The sequence below is a fragment of the Pseudomonas sp. S2_C03 genome (assembly GCF_054668405.1).
In genome coordinates this window covers 1,892,398-1,912,017 of sequence record NZ_CP162766.1, presented here as the reverse complement: position 1 = coordinate 1,912,017, position 19,620 = coordinate 1,892,398, and the positions used below count along the sequence as shown (strand labels likewise).

Annotated in this window: 20 protein-coding genes and 1 pseudogene; 7 read left to right on the top strand and 14 right to left on the bottom strand. The window is 60.7% G+C overall.

The features are described from left to right. Positions 1-45: 45 nt before the first annotated feature. The gene (locus tag AB4N64_RS08715; protein ID WP_460124237.1) at positions 46-1,947 is read right to left on the bottom strand and encodes a sigma-54 interaction domain-containing protein; all 1,902 of its coding nucleotides are present in this window, start codon (positions 1,945-1,947) and stop codon (positions 46-48) included. Positions 1,948-2,176: 229 nt separating this feature from the next. Between AB4N64_RS08715 and cynS the strand changes: the two genes are divergently transcribed. Both cynS and AB4N64_RS08705 read left to right on the top strand, forming a co-directional pair. Next, positions 2,177-2,617 carry a cyanase gene (gene cynS / locus AB4N64_RS08710; RefSeq protein ID WP_460124234.1) on the top strand — a complete coding sequence of 147 codons (441 nt, stop codon included), beginning with the start codon at positions 2,177-2,179 and terminating at the stop codon, positions 2,615-2,617. A 40-nt stretch (positions 2,618-2,657) separates the two neighbouring features. Further along, positions 2,658-3,470 carry a formate/nitrite transporter family protein gene (locus AB4N64_RS08705; RefSeq protein ID WP_460124232.1) on the top strand — a complete coding sequence of 271 codons (813 nt, stop codon included), beginning with the start codon at positions 2,658-2,660 and terminating at the stop codon, positions 3,468-3,470. A gap of 135 nt (positions 3,471-3,605) precedes the next feature. Here AB4N64_RS08705 and AB4N64_RS08700 read toward each other — a convergent pair whose 3' ends face one another. From AB4N64_RS08700 to AB4N64_RS08690, 3 genes are all read right to left on the bottom strand, one after another. Beyond that, positions 3,606-3,965 carry a response regulator gene (locus AB4N64_RS08700; protein ID WP_460126676.1) on the bottom strand — a complete coding sequence of 120 codons (360 nt, stop codon included), beginning with the start codon at positions 3,963-3,965 and terminating at the stop codon, positions 3,606-3,608. 83 nt (positions 3,966-4,048) lie between these two features. After that, positions 4,049-5,437 carry an ATPase domain-containing protein gene (locus AB4N64_RS08695; protein ID WP_460124229.1) on the bottom strand — a complete coding sequence of 463 codons (1,389 nt, stop codon included), beginning with the start codon at positions 5,435-5,437 and terminating at the stop codon, positions 4,049-4,051. Between the two features lie 282 nt (positions 5,438-5,719). Continuing rightward, positions 5,720-5,950: a DUF3079 domain-containing protein gene (locus tag AB4N64_RS08690; protein WP_460124226.1), complete on the bottom strand. Its 231-nt coding sequence runs from the start codon at positions 5,948-5,950 to the stop codon at positions 5,720-5,722. 154 nt (positions 5,951-6,104) lie between these two features. Here AB4N64_RS08690 and AB4N64_RS08685 point away from each other — a divergent pair, with 154 nt between their 5' ends. The 5 genes from AB4N64_RS08685 to AB4N64_RS08665 all read left to right on the top strand — a co-directional run bounded on the left by AB4N64_RS08685 (position 6,105) and on the right by AB4N64_RS08665 (position 9,631). Further along, on the top strand, positions 6,105-6,443 hold the full coding sequence (locus AB4N64_RS08685) for a hypothetical protein (protein WP_460124223.1): 339 nt from the start codon (positions 6,105-6,107) through the stop codon (positions 6,441-6,443). A gap of 88 nt (positions 6,444-6,531) precedes the next feature. Beyond that, the gene (locus tag AB4N64_RS08680) at positions 6,532-7,062 is read left to right on the top strand and encodes an iron transporter (protein WP_460124220.1); all 531 of its coding nucleotides are present in this window, start codon (positions 6,532-6,534) and stop codon (positions 7,060-7,062) included. 1 nt (position 7,063) lies between these two features. Further along, entirely contained in the window at positions 7,064-7,393 is a 330-nt protein-coding gene (locus tag AB4N64_RS08675) for a cupredoxin domain-containing protein (protein WP_460124217.1), read from the top strand. A gap of 16 nt (positions 7,394-7,409) precedes the next feature. Further along, the gene (locus tag AB4N64_RS08670) at positions 7,410-8,264 is read left to right on the top strand and encodes an FTR1 family iron permease (protein ID WP_460124214.1); all 855 of its coding nucleotides are present in this window, start codon (positions 7,410-7,412) and stop codon (positions 8,262-8,264) included. Beyond that, on the top strand, positions 8,252-9,631 hold the full coding sequence (locus AB4N64_RS08665) for a 4Fe-4S binding protein (protein ID WP_460124211.1): 1,380 nt from the start codon (positions 8,252-8,254) through the stop codon (positions 9,629-9,631). The genes AB4N64_RS08670 and AB4N64_RS08665 overlap by 13 nt, the downstream gene beginning before the upstream one ends. Before the next feature lie 148 nt (positions 9,632-9,779). On the opposite strand, the gene AB4N64_RS08660 is transcribed toward AB4N64_RS08665, so the two are convergent. The 10 genes and pseudogenes from AB4N64_RS08660 to narH form a co-directional block, all read right to left on the bottom strand. Then, a complete protein-coding gene (locus AB4N64_RS08660) occupies positions 9,780-10,484 on the bottom strand; it encodes a methyl-accepting chemotaxis protein (RefSeq protein ID WP_460126674.1) in 705 nt (234 codons plus the stop codon). Positions 10,485-10,877: 393 nt separating this feature from the next. Continuing rightward, positions 10,878-11,399, bottom strand: a pseudogene (locus AB4N64_RS08655) (MCP four helix bundle domain-containing protein); the annotation flags it as partial. A gap of 74 nt (positions 11,400-11,473) precedes the next feature. Beyond that, the gene (locus AB4N64_RS08650; RefSeq protein WP_460124208.1) at positions 11,474-12,169 is read right to left on the bottom strand and encodes an anaerobic ribonucleoside-triphosphate reductase activating protein; all 696 of its coding nucleotides are present in this window, start codon (positions 12,167-12,169) and stop codon (positions 11,474-11,476) included. Further along, positions 12,166-12,333, bottom strand: a complete 168-nt coding sequence (gene nrdD / locus AB4N64_RS08645; RefSeq protein ID WP_460124205.1) for an anaerobic ribonucleoside-triphosphate reductase — start codon at positions 12,331-12,333, stop codon at positions 12,166-12,168. The genes AB4N64_RS08650 and nrdD overlap by 4 nt, the downstream gene beginning before the upstream one ends. 44 nt (positions 12,334-12,377) lie before the next feature. Next, positions 12,378-14,393, bottom strand: a complete 2,016-nt coding sequence (locus AB4N64_RS08640; protein WP_460124202.1) for a ribonucleoside triphosphate reductase — start codon at positions 14,391-14,393, stop codon at positions 12,378-12,380. A gap of 284 nt (positions 14,394-14,677) precedes the next feature. Then, entirely contained in the window at positions 14,678-15,664 is a 987-nt protein-coding gene (gene moaA, locus AB4N64_RS08635; protein WP_460124199.1) for a GTP 3',8-cyclase MoaA, read from the bottom strand. A gap of 25 nt (positions 15,665-15,689) precedes the next feature. Then, positions 15,690-16,643: a peptidylprolyl isomerase gene (locus AB4N64_RS08630; RefSeq protein ID WP_460126671.1), complete on the bottom strand. Its 954-nt coding sequence runs from the start codon at positions 16,641-16,643 to the stop codon at positions 15,690-15,692. 7 nt (positions 16,644-16,650) lie between these two features. Next, on the bottom strand, positions 16,651-17,331 hold the full coding sequence (gene narI / locus AB4N64_RS08625) for a respiratory nitrate reductase subunit gamma (RefSeq protein ID WP_460124197.1): 681 nt from the start codon (positions 17,329-17,331) through the stop codon (positions 16,651-16,653). After that, the gene (gene narJ, locus AB4N64_RS08620) at positions 17,324-18,079 is read right to left on the bottom strand and encodes a nitrate reductase molybdenum cofactor assembly chaperone (protein WP_460124195.1); all 756 of its coding nucleotides are present in this window, start codon (positions 18,077-18,079) and stop codon (positions 17,324-17,326) included. The genes narI and narJ overlap by 8 nt, the downstream gene beginning before the upstream one ends. A 2-nt stretch (positions 18,080-18,081) precedes the next feature. Continuing rightward, positions 18,082-19,620, bottom strand: a complete 1,539-nt coding sequence (narH, locus tag AB4N64_RS08615; protein ID WP_460124193.1) for a nitrate reductase subunit beta — start codon at positions 19,618-19,620, stop codon at positions 18,082-18,084.

The following is a 19,620-nucleotide window of genomic DNA, read 5'->3' as shown; positions in this document are numbered from 1 at the left end:
TCCCGGTTTTATCGTTGACGACTGTCGCGAGTGAGCTCACTCAGGTTAATCCGTCTGGCGCGTCCGTCCCGGCTTGTAATCCCGAGGATCAATCCCCCACTTGCGCAGCCTCGACGCCAGGGTCGTTGGCTTGACACCCAGCAACTGCGCCGCGCCGCCCTCACCAGACACCTTGCCACTCGTGCGTTTGAGCATCGCCAGTGTATTGGCTCGCAGTTGCCGTTGGAGCAGCTCATCGGCAACCGGCTCACCCGCCGCGGCCTGCTCTGCGCGAACAGGCGCCGGAACCCGCGCCCCGGAAGCCATCAGGTCGTCAAAATGCAAACGACCATCCTGGGAAACGATCATCTGTCGCTCGATCACATTTTCCAGCTCACGGATGTTGCCAGGCCACGGGTAACGCTTAAGTAATTCAACCTGGGCCAATGGCAGACGTACACCTGGTTTGTTGAACGCCAACGATGCCCGCCGCAAAAAGTGGCTGGCCAACAGGGGAATGTCGTCGATTCGTTCGCGCAGTGGCACCGAGCGAACAGGAAACACGTTCAGGCGAAAATACAGGTCCTCGCGAAAACCACCCGCCGCGATCATCGCACGCAGATCGCGGTTGGTCGCGGCGATGACCCGCACATCCACCGCGCGCGTGACGTTGTCGCCGACACGCTCGAACTGTTGATCCTGGAGCACGCGCAACAACTTGCCCTGCAACTCCAGGGGGATTTCTCCCACCTCATCGAGAAACAGCGTACCGCCGTCGGCCAGCTCGAAACGCCCCATGCGTGCATTCACCGCCCCGGTAAAGGCACCTTTTACATGGCCAAAAAATTCGCTCTCGAACAGGTCCCTGGGGATTGCCGCGCAGTTGACTCGAATCAGCGGGCGGTCAGCGCGCCGGCTGCTCGCGTGAATCGCCCGGGCAATCAGCTCCTTGCCGGTGCCAGACTCGCCATTGATCAGAACGTTGGCATCGGTCGGCGCCACCAGTTCGATCTGGCGGATCAAGTGAAGGACCGCCGGGCTCTCGCCAACGATTTCATGGTGGTTGCGCTCAGCCTTGATCTCTTCCTGCAGGTACTGATTTTCCACCTCCAGGCGTTGCTTGAGCTGTTCGACTTCGTTGAGCGCCTCCCGCAAGCGTTGCTCGGCGCGCTGACGCTCGCGAATGTCCCGAAACAGCACCACCGCCCCCACCAGCCGCCCCATCTCGAAAATCGGCGTGCTGGTGTACTCGACGGCAATGGCCTCGCCGTTCTTGTGCCAGAACACCTCGTGATCGACCCGGTGCACCTGGCCGTCGCTGAACGACGCGTGGATCGGACACTCCTGTACCGCAAAGCAGCTGCCATCGCTATGGCTGTGATGGAACAACTGGTGCGCATCGTGGCCCACCATGTCGGCGGCGCTCCACCCCAGAATGCGTTCGGCCGCCGGGTTGATGAAGGTGGTCTGGCCCTTGGCATCGAGCCCGTAGATGCCCTCGCCTACTGCACCGAGGATCAATCGGTTCTGCTGCTCGATGCGCTCGAAAACCTGGGAAATCCGCTCCCAGCCGACATGGCCCAGGCGGTGCTGACGGCGTGCTTCAGAGCGATTGCGCCGCGTTTCGAGCACATCGCGACGCTGGATCGTGAACAGGATGCGGTGGCCATCGGCCAACGCACTCGCGCTCACCTCCACCGGATGCTGGCGGCGGCTCAAGTCAATCAGCACCAGATCATCGGACCACGCCTGGCCCTGGGTCAGCACCTCATCGCTGAAACTCACCCACAACGAAAGCCCCTCGCCGAGGAAATGGCTGAAACGCCGAGGGGAGTGTTCATCGGGCAAGCACCCCAACAGTTCGAGTGCGACGGTGTTCGCCTGCAGCATCGAATCAGTTCGCGGGTCGACCACCAGCATCGCCTGCGAGGCGCGATCGATTGCATCATCTTGAAAGCCAGCGATCATGGTCTACCCACTGTAAAAACGAAGGAATAATTACGAAATATCGTATTTATTTAACCATATTTCGTTATTGACGAAATATCGTTATCACAAACAGCGCCAAGTTCTGCTTTATTTAACTTATATATCAACAAGTTAGGATCACGAAATAAACTGGCACGACTCTCGCTATAGACCCTGCAGTGGAGGCGGAGCACCCGCCTCTTTCACTTCACTGAAAGAGAGTTGCCCCATGAACAAAATCGAAATGCACCATACCATTATGGCCGCCAAGGCCCGTCTGAATCTGAACTGGGACAGCCTCGCCGACGCAGCGCAAAAAGCCCCGGTCTGGGTCGCTTCGGTGTGTTACGGGATGAACAGCGCACCGGCAGATGTGGCAGCGCGACTCTGTCAGGCGCTGGAATTGGGTGACGACGTTGCGACCGCGATGACCGTTTTCCCGACCAAGGGCTGGGATCAGGCGATCCCCCAAGACCCCCTGATCTATCGCCTGTACGAACTGGTGGGCGTTTACGGGCCGACCCTGAAAGATGTGATCCAGGAAAAATTCGGCGACGGCATCATGAGCGCCATCGACTTCTCCATGCACGTCGACAAGATCGAAGACCCCAAGGGTGACCGCGTGTTGGTGACCCTCAATGGCAAGTTCCTGCCTTACCGATCCTGGTAACGACTTCACCTTCTCGCAACGTTCGCCAAGGGGTCATCCAATGTCTTATCTATTGCCGTTCGAATTCGTCACCAAAATGGTCGATGCCGGCGAATCCAAGATCCACATGTCCACCCGCGATACATTGATCCGCGCCTACATGGCGGGTGCCATCCTCGCGCTGGCCGCGGTGTTCGCAGTCACCATCGCCGTGCAGACCGGTTCAGCACTGCTGGGCGCCGTGCTCTTCCCCGTGGGCTTTTCCATGCTTTATTTGATGGGCTTCGACTTGCTCACCGGCGTGTTCGTCCTGACCCCGCTGGCGCTGCTGGACAAACGACCGGGCGTCACCGCCAGCCGCGTCCTGCAGAATTGGGGGTTGGTGTTCCTCGGCAATTTCGCCGGCGCGTTGACCGTGGCGTTCATGATGGCGTTCATCTTCACCTACGGCTTCAACGCACCACCGGGCGCCGTGGGCGACAAGATCGCCAACATCGGCGAAGCCCGCACCCTGGGTTACGCACATTACGGCGTCGCCGGCTGGTTCTCGATCTTCCTGCGCGGCATGCTGTGCAACTGGATGGTGTCGATGGGCGTGGTGGGCGCGATGATCTCTACTTCGGTCAGCGGCAAGGTCATCGCCATGTGGATGCCGATCATGCTGTTCTTCTTCATGGGCTTCGAGCACTCGGTGGTGAACATGTTCCTGTTCCCGTCCGCGATGATCATGGGCGGCAATTTCTCGATCATGGATTATATGATCTGGAACGAGATCCCCACGGTACTGGGCAACCTGGTCGGTGGCCTGGCCTTTACGGGCCTGACGCTGTACAGCACGCATATCAGGACGGCGGCGAAGCGCGCGATTTGCTGATCCATCGGCCAGGCCGCCGTGGGTATCAGGCGGCCAGCATGATCGTTGACGACCATCGCGACGGTTCGACGTGCTCGCGCCTACAAGTGCATCGGGGCTTCGAACCTTGTGGGGGGGGGCCCGCTCCCCACGACATCAAGGCTTGACCATCGCCTTGACACTGGCGATCACCGCGTCGATCGTAAACGGCTTGGCGAACACATCGGCGAACAGGTCAGCCCGCTCGTTGGCCAGATGGGCCTGCGCGCCGCTCATGAGCATGATGGGTATCTTGCTGAACTGGTCTTTCGCCTTGATGGATTCGGCGAACTCCAGCCCCGTCATGCCCGGCATCATGAAGTCGGTGATGATGAGGTCGGGCCGCTCCCGGTCGAGAATGTCGAGTGCTTTGAGTGCGCTTCCGGCCGTTACGGTCAGGAACCCCTCGTCCTCAAGCGCGAAGCTCAAAATGTCAGCGATCAGGTACTCGTCGTCGATGATGAGAATGGTAGTCATATTTCGCGTACATCCCACATCAGCCCCGAGGAACTCGAGCGACATACACAATCTGGCCGTCCACAAATTGCCATTCGCATGTCTCAGGCCTTTTTCAGTTCGATTCCAGCATGGCCTATCACGACTTCGAGAAGCGAAGGGTCATAGGCGTTGTCTCTGATCTTGAGAATGGAGAGCTGGCGTTGAAGTTCAGAACCTTTGTAGCCGAACTGGATGAGCAACAGGTTATCCATGACACCGGAGAGTTCGGGCGCCGAGATGATCGGATGATCGCTGAAAAGATGCTGGATTTCCCAGGTGGCCAAAACCGTCACATCCCTTGAACGCAACTCGCCCAATACCGCCGTAAAAACCTCCAACACCCGGGTCTGATCGACCGAGACCCTGGCCATGGCCAGCAAGCTGTCGATAAAGACGCGCTTGATCCCCTTTTCCTTGACGGTGTAGAGCAGATCGTAGGCCAGGCGATCGATGAGCCCGGCCGACGCCGAGTTCCAGGACAGGTGCAGCGCACCTGATTGTTCCAGGACAGTAAAGTCGTGACCGAGCGCCTGGGCCTTCATGCGCAGGCGTGAGGGCGATTCGTGGAAACCGAAATACAGGCCCGGCGCCTGCGGCGTGGAGCCTGCGAGGAATTGGGCGCCCAGCGACGTTTTACCTGCACCCGACGGTCCCATGACCAGCGACACCGAAGAAGACATCAACCCGCCGCCAATCCGCGTATCAAGGGTGGGGATGCCACTGCTGACCAGATCGAACTCACCCGTGTCAATCAGCGCCGGACCGGTCAGGATACTTTCGATGCGCGGATAAACGGTGATGCCGTTTTCAGTGATTTCGAACTCGTGCGGACCTGCAATGGCGCCACTGCCACGGGTTTTGCGCAACCTGATCCGGCGGACAGCCTTGGAGGCCACCGACTCCTCGCCCATCTCGATGACGCCGTCCACCATCGTATGCTCCGGGCTGCCGTCATCAAGCTGCGAGCTGGTCAGGAACAGCACGGTGCAACCGGCAAAGGCTGCGTGCCCCTGCAACTCGGAGATGAACTGCTTGGTGTCCAGCGGCGACTCGGCCTTGGAGCGTGCATTGAGCAACCCGTCCAGAATCAACAGGCTGGATTTCTGCCGACTGATCTCTCGGCGCAGCAGCTTGACCACCGCATCCAGACCGTCGTTTTCCAGCGTGTCGAACGCGCTGACGAACTGAATCCTTTGATTGACTTCGGCCTTATCGTAGAAGCTCAGGGTAGAGAGGAATTGGAAGAGCCGGTCATGGGGTTCCGCGAGCAGGGTCGCAAAAAGAACGTGACCATCACGCTTGATGTGGTTGAAACCGATCTGGTTCGCCAGGATGGTCTTGCCCGATCCTGGCCGTCCTTGAATGATGTAGGACGCGCCGGCGATCAGGCCTCCCTTCAACAGGGTATCGAGGCCTTCGATCCCACTTTCAAGACGTTTAAGCTGATTCAACGCTGATCCCTCCACTGATCTTCACCGGGTGCCAAAATAACCTGTTGCGCTGGTGGAACGCGTTTGCGACGAGTGTTTTACCGAGTGTAACCCACACGCCTGAAAAACCTGTACAAAAGCATCGCCCGCGTAAAGCAGACAACCGTTTTCGTCGTTCGTGCAGGGAGAATGGGACTTGACGAGACTGGGACCACCGCAGGTCAAAAAGGGCAGTCGTCAGACGCAAAAATGCCGCTCAATGAGCGGCATTCTGTTTGATCTGCAGGAAGGGGCCGAACAGGTTCAGGCGGTCGAATCGTCCTTTACTCGCTCCCCCGCCGGCCGGTCCGTCGCAATCACCGCGTCAATCCCCCAGTCATTGGGCTCAGCCCAATCCTCGCCGAACATTTCCACCGGGTGCATGGTGCGATCGGCGCCGTTACCGCAGGCCAGGGATTTCGCCGGACAATACCGATCACACCCCCAGCAGATGCGTTCCGGGTGGCTGGGATTGACGGGGAAATTCTTGGCCATGCCGTGCTCCGATCTTCAAGGGGCGTATTCCCACCCTACAACCTTGAACTGCCGCCAGCCTTGACTCACGTCAAGAATGGACACCCAACACCCTTACACGCTTCACATTCCTCGGGCTAAGCTTGTCTCGCCTGATACAGACCGGAGAGTCGCGATGCTTAACAAGAATCCTGCCACCCAGAATCCGCCGCCACTGTCCACATGGGACGATCAAGACGTCGCCGAGCACGAAGCGTTCACGGCCCCACCCGCCTTGACCAACGCGGAGCTGGTGCACCTGCGGGTCAGGGTGATTGCCCTGGAAAACCTGGTCATCGCCCTGCTGGCCGAAGGCTCGGAGCGCCAACGGGCGATAGCCCGGGAAATGGCCGATTTCATTTCCCCACGATCCGGTTTCACGCAACACCCGCTGACTATTCACGCAGCGGACCACATGACCCACAGCGTTGAGCGCGCCGAACGTTTCCGTCGACGGGAGGAAATTGAGGTTTAAATGCTCAAAACTTGATAACAATCATTATTGTTCGCAGTGAAGCTTCCTAGACTCGGGTTCCTCTTTCCAAAGTCCCCAGGAAGTCACCATGCGTACCCCGTTCTCGCTGTCACTCGCCCTGCTCCTGCTCGCACCATTGGCCCATGCGAAGGAATACCCGATCGGATCGCCGCAGATGTGCGCTGGGCTGGAGGTCGGGGCGGTCTACTTGCAGCCGATTGAAATGGAACCCGCCGGCATGATGCGTGCCACCGCGGATTCCGACGTGCACCTGGAAGCCGACATCCGTGCCACTGCGGACAACCGTAACGGCTTCCAGGAAGGCAGTTTCGTGCCGTACCTCAACGTCTCGTTCAAGCTGAAAAAGGTCGGCGGCGAGCAGGAGCTCAAGGGCGATTTCCACGCCATGGTGGCCAACGACGGCCCCCACTACGGCGATAACGTCAAATTGCTCGGCCCTGGCAAATACCAACTGACCTTCACCGTCCTGCCACCGAGCGGCCATGCTGCACTGGGTCGTCACACCGACAAGGAAACCGGCGTCGCCCCATGGTTCGACAAGTGCGAGCTGAACTACGAGTTCGTCTACGCCGGCATCGGTAAAAAAGGCGGTTACTGAGATGAAGCGCCTGCCGCTGGCCCTGCTGCTGGCCGCAACCCTGGCACCGCTGGCCGCCCAGGCCGAGCTGCCGAGCTATGAACTGAGCCTCAACGATGGTCATTTCACCCCCGCCGTGCTCGAGGTGCAGGCGGGACAGCGCTTCAAGATCATCTTGAAAAACATCGGCCAGGGGCCTGCCGAGTTCGAGAGCACACCGCTGCGAGTGGAAAAGGTGCTCTCGCCCGGGGTGACCACATTCGTGGTCATCCATCCGCTTAAACCTGGCCAATACCCGTTCTTCGACGAGTTCAATACGCAATTGCCCGAAGGCAGCATTCTCGCGAAATAACCCGTACGGAGTTCTCATGAATCAATCAATGTTCATCGTCTGGCGGGAAAGTGTCGAGGCGCTGCTGGTCATCGGCATTCTCCAGGCCTGGATCAGCCAACAGAGCCAGGGCAGCCGACTGGTCAAGTTTCTTTGGGCCGGGGTGGTGCTGGGGCTGTTGTTTTCCGGCCTGCTGGCCGGGCTGATCCTGTTGGCGGGCAGCGCCATGAGCGGACCGGCCAGTGAATGGTTCCAGGCTGCGCTCGCCTTGATCGCCAGCCTGTTGATCGTGCAAATGGTCAGCTGGATGCACCGCCATGGACGCACGCTCAAGCAGGACCTGCTGCGCGATGCCGACAGCAAGATGTCCCGGCAAGGTGGCTGGGGCCTGTTGCTGTTGGCGCTGCTCGCGGTGAGCCGCGAAGGCAGTGAAACCGTGGTGTTCCTGTATGGCGCCGGGGCGCAATTGCGTGGCCCGCAGTTGGGTCTGTTCGCCATCGGTGGCGCGCTCGGCCTGGTGCTGTCAGCGCTGACCATCGTCGTGCTGCATGGCAGTCGCCGGTTTATCTCGTGGCAACGATTCTTTGCCATCAGCGAGACGATCCTGCTACTGCTCGGCGCGGCGTTGCTGGTCAGCGGCATCGAGCGGGTGGGCGGCCAACTGCTCGCCATGGACGTGCCGGAGTGGGTCTACAGCCTTGCCGGTGATGCGCTGTGGGACAGCAACGCCTTGCTCAGCGACAGCCATGGCATGGGTGGTTTTCTTGCCAGTTTCACCGGTTACCGGGCCACGCCCAGCGCCCTTGCCGTGCTCGCATGGCTGGGTTATTGGTTGCTGGTCGGTGGCTGGCTACGGCTGCGAACCGCGGACAAAGTCCCATGCCTGAACTGACCTGGCGCAACCGCTGGTTGCAGCGCCTGGGAGACGGGATGCGTCATCACGCCCCCGTCATTCGGGCGGTGCAGTGGTTTGTCGTGCTGTTCTATGCCTTGCTGCTGGTGATCCCGGCGCTGCTGCCACTGCCGGACAGCCAGGCGCGGATGCTGGATAACCTGACCCTGTTCGCGCAGTTTCTGTTCTGGGGTCTCTGGTGGCCGTTCGTGCTGCTGTCGATCGTGCTGTTCGGCCGAGTGTGGTGTGGCGTGTTGTGTCCGGAAGGTTCGCTCAGCGAATGGGCCAGCCAGTACGGCAAAGGCATGGGCGTGCCACGCTGGGTCCGCTGGGGCGGTTGGCCGACCCTGGCGTTCTGCCTGACCACCCTCTATGGCCAACTGATCAGCGTCTATGACTACGCGCAAGCGGCGCTGTTGATCCTGGGCGGCTCGACTGTGGCGGCAGTGGTCGTCGGCTTGCTGTTCGCCCGGGGCAAGCGCATCTGGTGCCGTTACCTGTGCCCGGTCAGCGGCGTGTTCGCCCTGCTCGCCCGCCTTGCGCCGGTGCACTTTCACGTCGATGAACAACGCTGGGTGGAAAACGCCGCCCCCCGCCAGCCACCGCCCAACTGTGCGCCGCTGCTGGACATTCGCCGCCTGCGCGGCGCCAGCGACTGCCATGCCTGCGGGCGTTGCAGCGGCCAGCGTGGCGCAGTGCAATTGATCGCCCGCTCGAGCAATCAGGAAATCCTCGACTCGACGACACAAAGCGTTTCCGCCTGGGACGTGCGCCTGTTGCTGTTCGGCGTGATCGGCCTGGCGATGGGCGCCTTTCAGTGGACGGTCAGCCCGTGGTTCATCGCCCTCAAGCAAAGCCTTGCGCAATGGCTGGTGGAGCATGATCAACTGTGGGCCCTGGACGACAATGCGCCCTGGTGGCTGCTCACCCATTACCCGCAGCTCAATGACAGTTTCAGCTGGCTCGACGGGTTCAGCATCATGGCTTACCTGGGGGTGAGTTCGCTGGTACTCGGCACGGCATTGCTGATCCTCATGCGCCTGGCCGCCCGACTGGCCGGTGATCGCGCACTGTATTGGCCCCTGGCGCTGACCCTCACGCCCCTGGGTGGTGCGGGACTGTTTCTTGGCTTGTCGGCGACCACCGTGAAGCTACTTCGTTATGAAGGGTTGCTGCTGGAGTGGGTGCAACCGGCCAGGGCCTGCTTGCTGATCGCGGCGGTGGGTTGGAGTGTGCTGCTGGGGTACAAGCGCCTGAACCGGCAACGACTGCCCGTGCCAAGACGACTGGCTGCCGGCACCTGCCTGATGCTGGCCAGCGGATTGATCGGGTACGGCTGGTGGTTGCAGTTTTGGGGTTGGGCCTGATGACTTCCCCCATTCCCTGTAGGAGCGAGCATGCTCGCGATGGAGGCAGGGACAACACGGGCATCCAGGCAGCCCGCGTTATCGTTGACCTCCATCGCGAGCATGCTCGCTCCTACAGGGGGATTGGGGTGTCAGAGAAAAACGCGATCTAGACTTTGAACCGCGCCACCGTCTGATGCAGGTCGCCGGCCATTTGTGCCAGCTCCTGGCCAGCGCTGTCAGTGTGTTGGGCACCGAGCAGGACCTGCTCGGATAAGCTGCGGATGCTCACCAGGTTGCGGTCCACTTCCCGGGCCACCAGCGCCTGCTGTTCGGTGGCACTGGCAATCATCATGTTGCGCTCGTTGATTTGTGAGATGGACCGAGTGATCTGATCCAGCGCTTCACCGGAACGGCGCGCGACTTCCAGGGTGGACTGGACCAAATCGTTGCTGCCCTGCATGGCGGTCACCGCAAGGCCGCTGTCCTGGCGAACATTGTCGATCATCTGTTCGATTTCCTGGGTCGATTCCTGGGTGCGCTGCGCCAGCGCCCGCACTTCATCGGCCACCACCGCAAAGCCGCGCCCGGCTTCCCCGGCCCGCGCCGCCTCGATCGCCGCATTGAGAGCCAGCAGATTGGTCTGGCCTGCAATGCCACGAATCACGTCCAGCACTTTGCTGATGTCCTGGACCCGGCCAGCCAGTTGTTCAATCCGTTGGGAGGTCTCGATGACGCCATCCGCCAGCACGCCAATCGAGGCGACCGTTTCCTGGACCTGTTCACGTCCCCGATGCGCGGTTTGCTCGGATTGCCGCGAAGCCTCGGAGGTGCTGACCGCATTGCGCGCCACTTCATCCACGGCGGCGGTCATCTGGTTGACGGCAGCCGCAGCCTGCTCGATCTCCTGCCCCTGCAATTGCAGGTTGCTGGCGGTCTGGCTGCTGACGGCGCTGAGTTCCTCGGAAGAGCTCGCGACCCGATCCACCGAGCCTGCGATGTGCTTGACCATGGTGTTGAGGTTCTGCTGCATCTGGCGCATGTTCATCATCACGCTGCCGGCGCTGCTGGAACTCACCGGCACCTCAGTCGTCAGGTCACCCTCGGCGATCTGGCTCAGAACCCGCGCGGCATCATTCGGTTCACCGCCCAGGGGCCTAGTCACGCTGCGGGTGACAATGATCGCAGCGCCGATGACCAGGGCGACACAAAACACAAACAGGCCGAGCATGTTGCGCCGCGCCTCGCTGTACAACTGCTGCGCCGACTGCTCACGGTCGGAGAATATTCTTCCCTGTAGCGCCATCAACTCATCCAGGCTGCGGTACACCTCAAGCTCGGCCGGGATGACCTTTTGCTTGAGTTGGGCCATGGCGTCATCGGTCGCGCCTTGCCCGATCAATACCTGCACCTGCGTGAACGCGGCAACGTACGCTTCGCGATTCTTTTTCAATGCCGTATAGGCTGCCTTTCCCTCGGGCAGGTCGAACAACGGCGCAAGGGTTTCGAAGGCCTGGGTGATGCGTTTTTTAGTGGAATCGATCGACTGTTGAGCTTGCAGGTTATCTTTGCTGATCAACAGATCCCGCGTGTTTCTGGCGTTGTCGCGAACGCCGGTGGCGATCACCATCATCGGCTCGATTTTCGGCCAGTCCTGTTTGACGATGACCTCCGACTGCTGCTTGAGCGTCGCCAGGTCATTCAACGCGTAAAACGCAATCCCCATCAGTGCCAGCGGTGCAATTGCAAAGCCGATCACGATACGTTGTGCCGTGGATAATTTAGCCATATCAAATGCTCCCCGTTTGATACCTGCCCGAAGGCAGCGCATTTGAACATCATGGTTGGGCTGTGCCGTCCCGGTCACCCCCGCAAAACGAAGACCGGAAACAGCTCGCGCATCGCGTCCCAAAGATCGGGTAGCAAGGCCTGTGCCGAAACGCTCGACAACAAGGGGTCGAACATCCGCTCGGTGCGCACCAGTTGGACAGCGAACCGTTTGACGCCCAGGGCACTCAGGCGCTGGGCAAGCACCAGCAGGCGTTCGGGTTCGAACAGATGCCAGTGCACGGTGGTGCGACATTCATAGTCAACGCCACTGGCCAGCAGGTATTGGAGGCTGCGCCAGTTGGCGGTGCCGCTGCCCTCGACCCGGGTGATCGCCTGGGTGTCCTCGGGCAGCGCCTTGACGTCGAACCCCACCCAATCCGCCCCTTCCAGTGCCTTGGCAAAGGCCGCCGGCTTGATCCCGGCACTGTGCAGGCCGATGCGAAAACCCATGGCCCGCACTTCATCCATGGCCCCGAGCAGACAGTCCTGCAACGTCGGCTCGCCCCCACTGAACACCACGGCATCGAGCAGATCCTGACGGCGTTGCAGAAACGCGATGACCCGCCGCCAATCCACTTCCTCGGTGCCCCGAGGCGGGATCAGTTGCGGGTTATGGCAGTACCGACAACGCCAGGCGCACCCCTGGCAGAACAGCACGCAGGCGAGTTGCCCCGGATAGTCGATGGTGGTCAGGGGCACCATGCCCCCGACCCGGATCACTCGACTCATTGACGCCCGGCCGCAGCCGAGCACTCGGTGAAATGGACGCGCTCGCGGTGCTCGGACTGTTTGCCGGGGTTGAACGCCGACACCGGACGGTGGTAACCCATCACGCGGGTCCAGACTTCGCAGCGTTGACGTTGAGCCTGTGGCAGGGTTTGCGATGCAGTCATGGTGAAGCTCCTTGCGGTTGAGTGGATCAAATCATTGAGCGGTGTCATAGAGCGGTGGCGGCTTTCTGCTCCTTGAGCAGCAAGGCCTCGTCGCATTTCGGGCAGAACTCGTGCTCGCCATCGAGGTAGCCGTGCACCGGGCAGATCGAGAAGGTCGGCGTCACAGTCAGGTACGGCAGGCGGAAGCGCCCCAGGGCCTTGCGCACCAGTTGCTTGCAGGCCTGGGTCGAGGAAATCCGCTCGGCCATGTACAAGTGCAACACGGTGCCACCGGTGTATTTGCATTGCAGTTCGTCTTGCAGCTCCAGGGCTTCGAACGGATCTTCGGTGTAACCCACCGGCAACTGCGAAGAGTTGGTGTAATACGGTGCCTGGGCGCTGCCAGCCTGGAGAATGTCCGGGAAACGCTTGAGGTCTTCCTTGGCGAAGCGGTAAGTGGTGCCTTCCGCGGGCGTTGCTTCGAGGTTGTAGAGGTGGCCGGTTTCCTCCTGGAAACGCAGAAGCGTGGCGCGCACATGGTCGAGCACGTTGAGCGCAAATTGCCGGCCCTTCTCGGTATGCATGCCCTCCTCGTCGCCGGTGAAATTGCGCAGCATTTCGTGCAGCCCATTCACACCGATGGTCGAAAAGTGATTACGCAGGGTGCCCAGATAACGCTTGGTGTAGGGGTACAAACCGGCATCCATATGCCGCTGGATCACTTTGCGCTTGACCTCCAGGCTCTCCATCGCCAGCTCCATCAGCGCGTCCAGACGCTGCAACAAGCCACTGGTATTGCCCTTGAACACATAACCCAGGCGCGCGCAGTTGAGGGTGACCACCCCCAGCGATCCGGTCTGTTCCGCCGAACCGAACAGGCCGCCACCGCGCTTGAGCAGCTCGCGCACATCCAGTTGCAGACGGCAGCACATCGAGCGCACCTGGTTGGGCTGCATGTCGGAGTTGAGGAAGTTCTGGAAGTACGGCAAGCCGTAGCGCGCGGTCATTTCAAACAGGCGGTCGGCGTTTTCGCTGTCCCAGGGAAAGTCATGGGTGATGTTGTAGGTCGGGATCGGGAAGGTGAACACTCGCCCTTTCGAGTCGCCCGCCTGCATCACTTCGATGTAGGCGCGGTTGAGCAGGTCCATTTCCACCTGCAGGTCGCCGTAGGCAAACGGCATTTCCTGGCCGCCGATCACCGGAATCTGCTCTTTCAGATCCTGCGGGCACACCCAGTCGAACGTCAGGTTGGTGAACGGGGTCTGGGTGCCCCAGCGCGACGGCACGTTGAGGTTGTAGATGAACTCCTGGATCGCCTGGCGAACCTCATCGAAGCTCAGTTGGTCCTTGCGCACGTACGGCGCCAGGTAAGTGTCGAAAGAGCTGAACGCCTGGGCGCCGGCCCATTCGTTTTGCAGGGTGCCGAGGAAGTTGACCATCTGGCCCAGGGCGCTGCTCAAGTGCTGCGGAGGGCCGGCTTCCACCCTACCCGGTACGCCGTTGAGGCCTTCGTGCAACAGGGTTCGCAACGACCAGCCGGCACAGTAGCCGGCGAGCATGTCGAGGTCGTGCACATGCAGGTCGGCCTCCCGGTGCGCCTGGCCGATGGCTTCGCTGTAGACCTCATCCAGCCAGTAATTGGCGGTGACCTTGCCCGACACGTTCAGTACCAGCCCGCCCAGGGAGTAACCCTGGTTGGCGTTGGCCTGTACGCGCCAGTCTTCACGGTCGAGATATTCGTTCATCGAGGTCGCGACTTCGACCATGGTTCGGCGGTCGCGTCGCAGACGGCCGTGCTGTTCGCGGTAGACGATGTAGGCACGCATCGCGAAGAAGTAACCGGCGTCCATCAGGACCCGCTCGACCCGGTCCTGGACCTGCTCGACATGCAACCTCGGCATGCCGTCCAGGCGGGCAAGGACTGCCTCGAGCAAGCCTTCGACTTCGACGTCCGTGTACTCCCCGGTCGCCTTGCCGGCGGCGATCAATGCCTGACGAATCTTGTTGGCATCGAAGGCAACCAGGTCGCCATTGCGCTTGTGCAAGCGGTTACTTCCCACTGAGATCAGCGTGCTCTGCATTCGGCCTCCAAACACTACATATTGATTTTTAGAAATTCAAAAACACAAGATGCTGTGAAGACTACGGACTAAATGGGGCTGTGCAATTGATCGATATCAAGTTTGGGCGGGGGAAAAAAAGACCCCTGTAGGAGCGAGCTTGCTCGCGATGGCGGAGTGTCAGGCGATATCTGCGCAGGCTAATACACCGCCATCGCGAGCAAGCTCGCTCCTACAGGGTTAGGGTCGTTCACATGCGTTGTATTCACCGCAAAAAACGGTGGGAGCGAGTGCAATGGGTTATGTCACCCCCCACTCATATTCATGAACCGCACAATCTGCACATCACCTTGCGGGGTGAAGTCATGGCGCAGCGGTTTGCCGCGCAAGGCCTTTTGCACCGCGTTGATCACCGGCTGGTCATCCAGCGGATAACGACGCAGTAACCCGCGCAGATCCAGGGCGTCGTCCTGGCCGAGGCAGAGCAACAGCTTGCCTTCAACGGTCATGCGCACCCGGTTGCAGGTGCCGCAGAAGTTGTGGCTGTTGGGTGAGATGAAACCGATGCGCGTCTCGGGATGTTGCTCCAGGCGCACATAGCGTGCCGGCCCGCCGCTGTTTTCCGTGCTGTCGAGCAACCGATGGTGACGGGCAATTTCTGTCCGCACCTCTTCGCTCGAACAGAACGACTCGCCACGGGACCGCCCGACATCGCCCAAGGGCATTTCCTCGATGAAACTGATGTCGATACGCTGGTCGATGGCGTACTGCACCAACGCCGGTACTTCATCGAAGTTGCGCCCCTTCATCACCACGCAATTGAGCTTGATACGCTCGAACCCGGCATCCCGCGCCGCCTCGATACCGTTGAGCACCTGATCGAGGTCGCCGATGCGGGTGATGGCGCGAAATTTGTGCGGGTCCAGGCTGTCGAGGCTGATGTTCATGCGTTTCACACCGGCCTCCACCAATGGCCGCGCCAGTCGGCCCAGTTGCGAGCCATTGCTGGTCATCACCAGTTCGCGCAAACCGGGCAGCGCGGCAATGTTGCGGCACAGGTCGACGATGCCTGGGCGGATCAACGGCTCGCCGCCGGTGAGGCGGATCTTGCGCACACCCATGCCGACGAACAACGTGGCCAGGCGCTGCAATTCCTCCAGCGTGAGCACCTGCTGACGCGGCAGGAAGGTCATGGTTTTCGCCATGCAATACACGCAGCGAAAATCACACCGGTCCGTCACCGACATCCGCAGATAATCGATCTGCCGTCCAAAGCCGTCTTGCAAGTTCATCACGTCTCCCGGTTTGCCTCGATGCCTACTGCACCAGTGGTGAATCAGCGCCCTGCAAATGAATGCCGCGAACATCCGCCGCACCGATCAGGGTTTGCAGGTACTGCACCAGGGCTTTTTGCCAGACACCTTGTTGCAACTGCGTACGGATCGCCGTCGCCACCGCTTCATAAGGCAACTGCTGGCCTTCAATGCGCTGATCAACGCTGATCACATGCCAGCCGTAGCGGCTTTCCAGCGGTTTGCTGGCCAGCCCGGCTTGCAGCGTGAACAATTGACGCTCAAGCTCCGGCACCGTCTGGCCCTTGCTGATCTGGCCCAGCGAACCGCCCTGCTCCTTCGACGGGCAAGCCGAGTACTTCTGGGCCAGCTCGGCGAAACTGCCGGGCAAGTCGTTGAGCCGTTGCAGCAGCACTTCGGCCTGGTCGAAGGCAATGCCCCGGGCCTCGGCGTCGTCCGGTGCGCATTCGAGCAGAATGTGCCGCACTGCCAGCAACGGCGCGCTGTGAAACCGCGCACGGTTGCTTTCGTAGTAGCGAAGGCTGGTTTCTTCATCCAGCTCAGGCACTTTCACCTCACGCTCGAGCAACAAGCGTGTGGCCGCCTCCTCTTCGTTCTCGCCGGCACCGACTTCGAGCGACAGCCCGAGTTCGGCAATGCGCTGCTGCAACAACTCACGGATCACCAGCGCCTTGGCGGCGAGGTACACCGCCTCCTCGCGACTTTCCGCCGGGTGATATTGCAGCTCCTGCGCCATCGCCTCCGGGGTAATCACCACCTCGTTGACGCTGATGATCGGCCATTCCTGTTCACTGCTGGCGATCAACTGGGCAGGCGTTTCTTCGACTGCCGCCGGTTCCACTGCCAGCTCTTCGAACAGTGCCGCCGGCGCCGCATCGAGCACCTCCTCAACGGGTCTTGAAGAACCGCAGCCACCGCCGCCCGCACCACCGCCGCCACATCCACAACCTGACATGATGACCTCCTCAGAATTTCTGCCGAACGATTTGATAACGACGTCCCAGGTACCAGACCGGCGCGCTGACGATGTGCACCAGACGGGTGAACGGGAACAGCACGAACAGGGTCAGGCCCAGGAACACGTGCAGTTTGTAGGTCAGGCCAACCGGAGCGATGGACGCTGCCGCCTCGATCGGGCGCAGCATCACGGTGTTCTGCGCCCAGTCGGCGAGCATCACCATCACCGAACCGTCCATATGCGCAGTAGAGGCAACGATGGTCAGCAGGCCCAGCAGCAATTGCGCCAGGAGCACGAACAGGATCAGGATGTCCGACGTGCTGGAAGTGGCGCGCACCCGTGGGTCGGTCAGGCGACGTTTGATCAGCATCAGCAAGCCGATCAGGCACAACAGGCCAAAGAAGCCGCCGGACACCATCGCCAGCAATTGCTTGTGCTCGGTGCTGATCACATGGTGATAGATCGACGCCGGGGTCAGCAGGCCGACGAAGTGGCCCGCCAGCACGAACAGCACGCCAACGTGGAAGAAGTTGCTCGCCACGCGCATGCCGCGTCCGTTGAGCATCTGGCTGGAGCCCGCCTTCCAGGTGTATTGCGACAGGTCGAAACGTGCCCAACTGCCAATCAGGCAAATCGCCAACGCCACGTAGGGATAGATCCCGAACACCAACAGATTCCATTTAGACATTGCGTGCCTCCTTGGCAGGCACGGCGGCCTGCCCTTCATGCTGAAAATCCACCCAGTGCAACGGCACTGCGCTTTCTTCCCGGGCCTTGCCCGGTGCGCTTGGCATCGAGCCGCAGCGTTCCTGCTGCTCGGCCTTGAGGAAGTCCACGGCCTCCTCTTCCCAGACTTTGTCCAGGGCTTCGAGGGAGTCGTCGCGTTTCTCGGCGGCGACCTGCTCACGCAGGTCGGCCACGGCCTGGTGCGGCTCGGTGCCGGCAATCTGCAGCAGCGCACGGAAGCAACTGGCGTAGGCGCTTTCACGCTCCTCCAGGCGCGCCGCGAGCAAGGCCAGCAAGTGCGCGACATCCGCCAGGCCCTCGCGGGCCTCGCCATCTTCACGGGTGGACAGATACTCCAGGTACAGCGGGATGTAGTCCGGCAGCTCCTTGACGCCGATGGCAAACCCGGCTTCTTCGTACTGCGCCATCATGTCGACCATGGCCTGGCCACGGTCGCGGGACTCGCCGTGCACGTGTTCGAACAGCAGCAGCGACAGCGAGCGGCCCCGGCCGAACAGGGCACCGTAGTGCTCCTGTCCGTCCATCAGGTCATTGCCGCAGATCAGCTCCAACAACTCGAACAAGGCACCACGCTGTTTCGGGCTGATTTCCCGGGACTGGTGAATCGCCTGCTCGAGCTCATCACGGCCGCTGACCAGGGTTTCGGTCGGGTAATCAAGCAACAACGAAATCACTTTGAGGATTTGCATGCTCAGTCCTCCCACAACTGGACGGTTTTGAGGATGTCGCGACGGTTGGCTTTCTTCGCCCCGAACATGTTGGTGTCGGAACTGCCGCTGCAACCGCTGCCGAAGCTGAAGCCGCAACCGGAACGCTCGGCGAACGCGTCGCTCATGGCGTCTTCACGGTGGGCGCTCGGCACCACGAAACGATCTTCGTAGTTGGCGATGGCCAGGTAGCGATACATCTCCTCGACCTGGTTCACGCTCAGGCCGACATCCGCCAGCACTTGCATGTCCTTGACGCCATCGACCTGCTCGCTACGTTTGTAGGCGCGCATGGCCAGCAGGCGCTTGAGCGCACGCTTGACCGGTTTTTCGTCGCCGGCGGTCAGCAGGTTAGCCAGGTAGCGCAGCGGAATACGCAGGCTGTCGACGTCCGGGATCACCCCGTTCATGCCAACGGTGCCAGCCTCGGCAGCGTTTTGAATCGGCGAGAGCGGTGGTACGTACCAAACCATTGGCAAGGTGCGGTATTCCGGGTGCAGCGGCAGTGCGAGTTTCCAGTCCACGGCCATTTTGTAGACCGGCGAGCGCTGGGCGGAGTCGATCACCGATTGCGGAACGCCGTCGGCCAGGGCCTGGCGAATGACCGCCGGGTCGTTTGGATCGAGGAAAATCTCCAGTTGTTTCTCGTACAGGTCCTGCTCGTTGGCGGTGCTCGCCACTTCGCTGATACGGTCGGCGTCATACAGCAACACGCCCAGGTAACGGATACGCCCTACGCAAGTTTCGGCGCAGACGGTCGGCATGCCAGCTTCGATCCGTGGGTAGCAGAAGATGCACTTCTCGGATTTACCGCTTTTCCAGTTGAAGTAAATCTTCTTGTACGGGCAACCGCTGATGCACATCCGCCAGCCACGGCACTTTTCCTGGTCGATCAGGACGATGCCGTCTTCTTCACGCTTGTAGATCGCACCGCTCGGGCACGATGCCGCGCACGCCGGGTTCAGGCAGTGCTCGCACAGGCGCGGCAGGTACATCATGAAGGTGTTTTCGTACTCGCCATAGATGTCCGCCTGGATCTTGTCGAAGTTCTTGTCCTTGCGACGCTTGGCGAACTCAGTGCCGAGGATCTCTTCCCAGTTCGGGCCCCACTCGATTTTCTCCATGCGCTTGCCGGAGACCAGCGAGCGTGGACGTGCTACCGGCTGGTGCTCGCCCAAGGGCGCGGTGTGCAGGTGCTGATAGTCGAAGTCGAACGGCTCGTAGTAGTCGTCCAGGCTCGGCAGGTCCGGGTTGGCGAAGATGTTCGCCAGCACGCGGAACTTGCCGCCGATGCGCGGGTTGATCGAGCCATTGGCGTTGCGGATCCAGCCGCCCTTCCACTTGTCCTGGTTTTCCCATTCTTTGGGGTAGCCGATGCCGGGTTTGGTTTCAACGTTGTTGAACCAGGCGTACTCCATGCCTTCGCGGCTGGTCCAGACGTTTTTGCAAGTGATCGAGCAGGTGTGGCAGCCGATGCATTTGTCCAGGTTCAGGACCATGCCGATTTGTGAGCGAATCTTCAT